Source organism: Clostridium sp., assembly GCF_051278035.1.
GTDB lineage: Bacteria > Bacillota > Clostridia > Clostridiales > Clostridiaceae > Clostridium_AD.
The window spans coordinates 1-7,107 of the sequence record NZ_JBNMNU010000202.1 but is presented as its reverse complement, the minus strand read 5'-3'; the positions used below and the strand labels follow the sequence as shown (position 1 = coordinate 7,107).

7 protein-coding genes and 1 tRNA gene are annotated in these 7,107 nt (G+C 30.1%); 7 read left to right on the top strand and 1 reads right to left on the bottom strand.

All coding sequences use genetic code 11. The features are described from left to right. From ACJAX4_RS20635 to ACJAX4_RS20605, 7 genes are all read left to right on the top strand, one after another. Positions 1-500 (top strand): sulfurtransferase TusA family protein (locus tag ACJAX4_RS20635; protein ID WP_435791314.1); only part of this gene is annotated, 500 nt, incomplete at its 5' end. 28 nt (positions 501-528) lie between these two features. Then, the gene (locus ACJAX4_RS20630) at positions 529-915 is read left to right on the top strand and encodes a DUF302 domain-containing protein (protein ID WP_435791313.1); all 387 of its coding nucleotides are present in this window, start codon (positions 529-531) and stop codon (positions 913-915) included. A 121-nt stretch (positions 916-1,036) separates the two neighbouring features. Further along, on the top strand, positions 1,037-1,288 hold the full coding sequence (locus ACJAX4_RS20625) for a heavy-metal-associated domain-containing protein (protein ID WP_435791312.1): 252 nt from the start codon (positions 1,037-1,039) through the stop codon (positions 1,286-1,288). Positions 1,289-1,627: 339 nt separating this feature from the next. Further along, positions 1,628-1,702 (top strand) — tRNA-Gln (locus tag ACJAX4_RS20620). Positions 1,703-1,915: 213 nt separating this feature from the next. Continuing rightward, entirely contained in the window at positions 1,916-2,119 is a 204-nt protein-coding gene (locus ACJAX4_RS20615) for a cold-shock protein (protein ID WP_435791311.1), read from the top strand. A gap of 145 nt (positions 2,120-2,264) precedes the next feature. Further along, the gene (locus ACJAX4_RS20610; protein ID WP_435791315.1) at positions 2,265-5,531 is read left to right on the top strand and encodes an SNF2 helicase associated domain-containing protein; all 3,267 of its coding nucleotides are present in this window, start codon (positions 2,265-2,267) and stop codon (positions 5,529-5,531) included. Positions 5,532-5,639: 108 nt separating this feature from the next. Continuing rightward, positions 5,640-6,254, top strand: coding sequence for an acetate uptake transporter (locus ACJAX4_RS20605; protein WP_435791310.1), 615 nt, complete (start codon positions 5,640-5,642; stop codon positions 6,252-6,254). Between the two features lie 163 nt (positions 6,255-6,417). On the opposite strand, the gene ACJAX4_RS20600 is transcribed toward ACJAX4_RS20605, so the two are convergent. Beyond that, entirely contained in the window at positions 6,418-6,774 is a 357-nt protein-coding gene (locus ACJAX4_RS20600; RefSeq protein WP_435791309.1) for a hypothetical protein, read from the bottom strand. Positions 6,775-7,107: the final 333 nt, after the last annotated feature.

Below are 7,107 nucleotides of genomic sequence, written 5' to 3'. Positions count from 1 at the left end.
TAAATATTCCTGTAGATGAGTTAAGAGAAAGAATGAATGAACTTGATAAAAATAAAGAAATTATTGAATACTGTCAAGTAGGTATTAGAGGGTATATAGCTGCTAGAATTTTATCTCAAAATGGCTTTAAGGTTAAAAACTTAACCGGAGGATATAAATCAGCTCTAAATTCAAATATAAAGCCAGATAAAGTAAGGGTAATTGATGGAGTAAAAAGACAGTCTGTAGAACCGGATACTCAAGTTATAAAACAATCTTTAGATAATGGCACTTCTAATTATGATAAAGCTCTAGATGCTTGTGGTTTATGTTGTCCTGGTCCATTAATTCAAGTCAAAGCTAATATTGACGAATTAAGTGATGGTCAAATATTAAAAGTAACAGCTTCTGATCCTGGTTTTTATGAAGACATTAAATCTTGGTGTACTAAAACAAACAATGAGTTAATAGATTTAAGAAAAGAAAAAGGTATGGTCTATGCATTTATAAAAAAACAATAAAACATAAATTAAAATAGAGGAGGACATTATGAGTATTAAATATGAAGTGAAATCTGAAAAATCATTTGATGAGGCTGTTGAAAGCTTAAAAAAGAGTTTATCTGAAAATAAATTTGGAGTGTTATTTGAACTTAACTTTAAGGATAAACTAAAAGAAAAAGGATTAGATTTTGATAGTAATTTTAAGATTTTAGAAGTATGTAATCCGGTTCAAGCTAAAGAGGTATTAAGTAGAAACATTGAAGTAGGATACTTCTTGCCTTGTAAAATGGTAATCTATGAAAAAGAAGGCTCTGTTTATATTGGAATGATTAAACCAACAGAACTTATACAGATGATAGGTAGTGAAGAAATTATAGCCATAGCTAAAGATATTGAGAATGTACTTAAGAAATCTATTGATGGTGCGATATAGAAATTAATTTCTACTGGAGTTTTTTATTTTAATGAAAATACTAATATAAGAGTAAAGGCGCTTACGCAGTAGTAGAAGCAAATTAACATTAAATGAGTGTAAACATGAAGGGAGAAATAAAATGAAAAAGAAAATATTAATTGATGGTATAAGTTGCGTACATTGTGTAAATCACGTTACAGAGGTGTTGATACAGATAGGAGCAAAAGAAGTGGTGGTAGATCTTGATAAAAAGACTGCTACTGCCGAAACAGGTAATAATATTACTGATGAAATTATTAAAGCGGCTATTGAAGAGGCAGGCTATGATGTTGTACAAATAGAGGAAATAGGAACTGAATTACTTGGAGAGAATACAAGTAAAGTTAGTTAATATATATATAATAACAATATTATTTTGAAGTGAGAAAAGCAAATTATTAGTTCGATAAGCATTAACAAAAAAAGGTCACAAGTATAGCACTATGCTAACTGTGTGACCTTTTCTATTTATAAAAGCTATTACTTTTATAATCATTGATATTCCTGATATAATAATTACAGCTTATTTATTAGCAGTGGTTATGCCACAAGATGGAATTATTAAAAGTTATAAAAATACATATGCTTGCAAAGAGGGTATATCTATGTTAAAGTAAATTATGGAAAGTTATAAAATGCGAATCAGAGGACAATTATCCTGTGAGTCACCATTTAGTTTCATTATTTATATTGGGGTGTAGCCAAGCGGTAAGGCACTAGACTCTGACTCTGGTATTCGCAGGTTCGAATCCTGCCACTCTAGCCAAATGTAATTAATTAGATATACAACTATAGCATTATTGTAAATAAAAGTAATCCCAGCAAAAATTAATTTTTGCTGGGATTACTTTTATAAAGTCTGTTTTCAAGAACAATGTATTACCTAAAATAATTAAAGTATTAGTTAATCATTTATAGCTAATACTATATTAAAACTTTGAATTATTTTCATTTCAGAGAATGACAGGGAGGGAAATATATGATAACAGGTATAGTAAAGTGGTATGATGCTGAGCAGGGATATGGATTCATATCCGCACAAGAGGGCGAAGATGTATTTGTTCACCATCTAGCGATAAAAGAACAAGGACCTAGAAAGGATTTGCATGAGGGTGAACAAGTGCAATTTGACGTAGTAGATGCACCTAAAGGACCCCAAGCAATTAATGTTCAAAAATACTAATATTTTAAGCACACTTATTTAATTTTTTAAGTGTGCTTTTTAATTGTATTTTTAAATTTATCACCTTATAGTATATAATGGTAACGAATGTTAATAATTATATTATACAATTAAGTAGAAAAATTTTGGTGGGGTGGAACTTTTGATTGATGTTAATGAAAAAATTATACGAGAATACGCGAATAAAGAATCTTATAAACTTGGAACTTACGATTATTTAAATAATAAGGTTGTAGATATTAATATAGAAATTAAAGAACAAGACAATTATAAAGAAACTAAAATAACTTCACATGTAGAGTCCTCAAATTTAACTCTGTATAAAGTAGAGACAAGTTTTAATAATATTAGTTCTTTTATAAGTTATAAGTGTGAATGTAGTAATTTAGATAGTTATCTTGGTGAGAAATCTATGTGTAAACATATAGTGTCCACATGTTTAAAGTATTTTAATGAAAAAGAACAAATTATTAAAGCACAGCGGATTGCTAAAACTACTAGTTTAATTAAGCAAGTAATTGAAAGTATAAGTACCACTAAAGTGGCAAAACAATACTTAAATATAGATATAAAGTATTATTATGATTCTAATCTCAGTAATAGGAAATCTTTTGTTGAGCTTAAAATTGGTGAGGATAAGCTTTATGTAGTAAGAAACATAAAACATTTTTTCGCTTGCTACAACACAGGTATGGAGACTATAGAATTCGGCAAAAAATTTACTTATAATCCTAACTTACACTTATTTAAAGAAGAAGATTTAAATATCATAGAGATTTTTAAAGAAGCAAGTGAACTGGACGAAGTATCCGCTACTGCAGATAGAGGCTCTAGAAGTTCAGTAAAGTTTCTCTCTGGAAAAAAAGCATATTTTACAGAAAGCATGGTTAGAAGATTGTTTAAAAATTTAAACAATAGAACTATAACCGCGGTAATAAGGGACCAAGTGTTTACTGATGTAAAATTAGCACAAGAGGATATGCCTTTACAATTCAAAATCAATAGAGAAAATAATAAATTTATACTTTGTCAAAAGGAGCCAATGCCTACGAAACTTTGTAATGAAGGTGAATATTTTTTTTATCAAGGAAAAATATATGAGCCACCAAAGATTCAAAGATATACATATTTACCTTTTTATAATAGATTTAAAGAAGAAAGCAACAATTTTATAGAATTTTATGAAGAAGAGAAAGATGATGTAGCATCTTTTTTAATTCCATCTTTAAAACGCATAAGTAATAAAGTTATCATAGATTCCTCCGTAGAAAGTGAATTTTATATAGAAAAACTTAAGGCGATTATTTATTTTGAAAAAAGTGATGAGAATGTAGAGGTGAACGTAACTTTTAAGTACGGTGATACCGAAATTAATCCTTTTAATAATAAAGAAAATAGTGCGCAAGAGGGAAGGGTACTTATAAGAGACATAGAGAAGGAACTGGAAATCATAAACTTATTTAGAGATTTTGGTTTTGTTAATACGAATAAGGGGTTTGAAATTACAGAAGAAAAAGTGTTATTAGAGTTTTTAGTGTCAGGAATAGAAAAACTTAGAAGCTTAGCCGAGGTATATTATTCTGAAGAATTCAAGAAAATCAAGGTGCATGGAAATTCTTCATATAAGTCAAATATAAAACTTAATAAAGAAAATCTTTTAGAATTTAGTTTTAGTATTGAGGGAGTAGACAATATTGAACTTAGCAATGTTTTTGCAGCTTTAAGAGAAAAAAGAAGATATTATAGAGTTAAAAATGGTAGTTTCGTAATGCTAGATTCAAACAATATATTAAAGATTGCTCAAATGATGGAGTATTTAAATATAAAGGATAGGGATATTTCTAAAAATAAGATTTTGCTTTCAAAATATAATGCCATATACATAGAAGAAAAGCTGAAACGAGAACAAATGGATTTTGTGGAAACGAACAAAAAATTCACACAACTCGTAAGTAATGTTAGGGATGTTAAAGAAATTAATGCCCAAGTACCAGAAAGCTTAGATAGTGTAATGAGATCCTATCAAAAGACAGGCTTTAAGTGGTTAAAAACTCTTGCCAGCTCTGGATTTGGTGGGATACTAGCAGATGAAATGGGGTTAGGTAAAACACTTGAGGCTATTGCCTTCATTTTGTCAGAAGTGGAACAAAATAATAATAAGCAACCAACTTTAGTGATATGTCCGACGTCACTAGTATACAATTGGAAGGATGAACTAGAGAAATTTGCACCGTCGCTTACTTGTACAGTAGTTTCTGGAAATAAAATTCAGAGAAGATCCCAAAAGCAAAACATTCAGGATACGGATGTAGTTATTACATCCTATGCACTTATTAGGCGTGACCTTTACGACTACGAAAAGGTGACATTTAGATATTGTTTTATAGATGAGGCCCAGCAAATAAAGAATTTTAATTCTTTAAACGCGCATTCAGTGAAAAGCATAAAAGCATTAGGAAAATTTGCACTTACGGGTACTCCTATTGAAAATTCGCTTACAGAGCTTTGGTCTATTTTTGATTTTATAATGCCAGGATATCTTTTAAATCACAATGCTTTTACAAAGAAATATGAGGCGCCAATTGTGAAAGATGGAAGTCGTGAGGCACTTCAAGAACTAAATAATCATGTAAAACCTTTCATACTTAGAAGAACTAAATTAGAGGTTGCAAAAGAATTACCATCTAAAATCGAACATAGGATTTCAGTAGAAATGACAGAGGGGCAAAAGAAGGTATACTTAGCTTACCTACAGGAGGCTAAAGGGGAATTAGAGGAAAACATTAAGAATAAAGGGTTTAATAAAAGCAAGTTTAAATTATTGTCAATCTTAACAAGATTAAGACAGATATGCTGCGACCCTTCAACCTTCATAGAGAATTATAATGGTGGAAGCGGCAAACTAGATGCACTAGATGAAATTCTAGATAATAGTTTAGAAGAAGGTCATAGGATATTAATATTTTCTCAGTTTACTACAGTTTTAAAAAATATATCAAAGAGATTAGATGGTAAAGAGATTAAGTATATGTATCTGGATGGATCAACTAAGTCAGAAAAAAGAGTTGAAATGGTTAAAACCTTTAACGCAGGAGATACACAAGTATTTTTAATTTCTCTAAAAGCCGGAGGTATGGGTATAAATCTTACAGGCGCAGACATGGTTATACATTTTGATCCTTGGTGGAATCCTGCCGTAGAAGCTCAAGCTACAGATAGAGCTCACAGAATAGGTCAAAAGAAAACAGTAGAAGTGATAAAATTAATAGCAAGAGGAACTATAGAAGAAAAAATATTTAAGTTGCAACAAAAGAAAAAAGCAATTATTGATAGTGTAATTAATGATGAAACAGGTGCAGAATTATTCCTATCCCAGATGAGTTTAAATGAAATTAACGAGTTATTTATTTAAAGCTTAAATAAATAACATGAATTTCTACAAAACAATTGACAATTCGACGTTTTTCTGTTATTTTTTATAAGAATTAATATCTTTAGGATAATAACAAGGAGGCTATTTATGAATGTAAACCAACCACAAAATGTAAAGATAACAAATGCAGATCCCTCAGCTTTAGGATTATTTGGACTAGCCATGGTAACGCTCGTAGCATCTTCACAGAAACTTGGGATTACAGAAGGTGTATCTTTTATACTTCCATGGGCTATATTCTTAGGCGGATTTGCTCAACTATTTGCATGCATTAATGATTCAAAACGTAACAATGTTTTTGGTACAACAGCTTTTGGTGCTTTTGCATTCTTTTGGATGGGAGTTGGAGCATCATGGTTAATTAAAGCAGGTGTATTTGGTCAAGAGTTAGCAGCAACTGCTGACCCAAAACAACTAGGTGTAGCTTATGTAGGCTACTTGATATTTACATTGTTTATGACCATCGGAGCTGCAGAAACTCACAAGGTACTATTTATAATTTTTATATTAATTGATTTTTTATTCATAGGACTAGCACTTAGTACCTTTAAATTTATGCCGGAATTTACACATGGCATAGCGGCATATTCAGAACTCTTAATTTCGCTATTTTCTTTTTATGGTTCTGCTGCAGCAGTTTTAAACGGTCATTTTGGAAAGCAATTTTTACCAGTTGGCAAGCCCCTTGGAATATTTAAATAATAGTTTAAATTATTACATTTATAAGCAAACAACAACATGAATAATTATATTATAATCTGAAGCAAATGCTAAATTAAAGAAAAATTTATAGATATGTAAAAATCCTGAGGAGCATTAAAAAATTTCGAGGAAAAGAAAATAAGGCATCCTCAGGTAATGTTATTTAATATTTATCCATAGTCAAAACTTTATCAATAACCATACTTGAATCTTGTTGAATATTTCCTTGAATATTCACATCAACATCTTGTTCAATATCTTGTTTAGAAAATTCTTTAAAAAATTCATTGAAAAACTCATCTTCTTGTGGTTTTTTTTGACCCCAAGTAACTTTAATTGACAAATTTCCATACTTCTCGTCTTTAACATAATTAAACTCATAATCTAACTTTTCATCATCTGGTATTAGAACACGGGTTCCTTCTATTTTGAGTTTTTCTTTGAATAATTTTATAATTTGATCTTTTAAGAAAAAATAAAACTCTTCTTTGCTGCCAACATATTTTTCTCTAGCATTCATATATTAAACCTCCTTTCACTATAATAATATTCTAATTTAACCATAAGGGTGATTATTATTGTGTTAACTTTTATTTTTAATGATTAATATTATATGAAAATATTAACTCTGTATATTTTCATATACAGGCTCATTTAAAATCACTAACTATTCAGGAAGAAAGATTGTTAGAAATTCTACTTTTTAAGAAGCATTTTGAGATGCTTCTTTTTTTGTACGTCCAGCATGTTCGCTGAGCCGATAGGCTGAAAGAAGCCTACGTCACCTAACCAACGGGAAGACAACCTGAGAGCAAGGGCGTTACTGGCAACGGTAGGGTCTGAAGGAAGCAGC